The organism is Pseudomonas sp. PDM05, from assembly GCF_014851685.1.
In the GTDB taxonomy this organism is placed as follows: Bacteria; Pseudomonadota; Gammaproteobacteria; order Pseudomonadales; family Pseudomonadaceae; genus Aquipseudomonas.
In genome coordinates this window covers 1-710 of record NZ_JACVAC010000038.1, presented here as the reverse complement: position 1 = coordinate 710, position 710 = coordinate 1, and the positions used below count along the sequence as shown (strand labels likewise).

The 710-nt window shown below is 53.1% G+C and carries 1 protein-coding gene and 1 pseudogene; one reads left to right on the top strand and one right to left on the bottom strand.

The window, feature by feature from the left end:
* On the top strand, positions 1-235 hold a 235-nt coding region (locus IB241_RS27310; RefSeq protein WP_192301274.1), incomplete at its 5' end, for a hypothetical protein.
* Positions 236-592: 357 nt separating this feature from the next.
* Here IB241_RS27310 and IB241_RS27650 read toward each other — a convergent pair.
* A pseudogene (locus IB241_RS27650) lies at positions 593-710 on the bottom strand (hypothetical protein); the annotation flags it as partial.

The window sequence follows — 710 nt, the reverse complement described above, 5'->3', positions numbered from 1 at the left end:
GCATTTCGCCAAGCCGGAAGATGCACTGCTGCTCAGCGACTTCACCATGCTCAAGACCGTGCCTGGCGAGGATTACAAGATATCACTGACCCCGGCGGCACAAGTGGCGCAGTGCGTCGATGGCGTGTTGGTGATGTTTGATACCGAACAGAAAGGTCTCAGCGGTGTGTTGGTGAACAACAAGAAGCAGGCAGTGCGTTGCATGGGGCAGGAAACGCCGCAGTTGCAGCAATAACCCACTTGCGTGGAACCCTATTTCTTACAGCGCCACAGATGGGGGTGCCGTCAAATTTAGGCACAATCTAACCCATTGTGAATGTATGGAGTGAGAAGATGGTTTCAGGTTTTTATGGCGGTTTCGTTAATCCGTTGGACTGGTCCCAGCTGGCACCTAACGCAGGGAGTGCGCAGCCGCCATCGGACGCCGACATTAAGAAGAGGATGTCGTCGGCTGAGGATAGGATGAGTAAAGAACTGTTCGGTAACGGAGACTATCGGAAATATAAGCCATTCGGTGAAGGCTTCATGATCAACTATTAAGTAGGTCATAAAAAACCCCGCACGAACAGGCGGGGTTTTTTTCGACCGTCGATCAGTTAGCGACGGAAGACCGTGGCTTGACCGGCTGGTTGTCGTTGGAAATAGTCACTTCAACGCGACGGTTCATGGCACGGCCCGACACGCTGCCGTTATCGGCTACCGGGTATTCC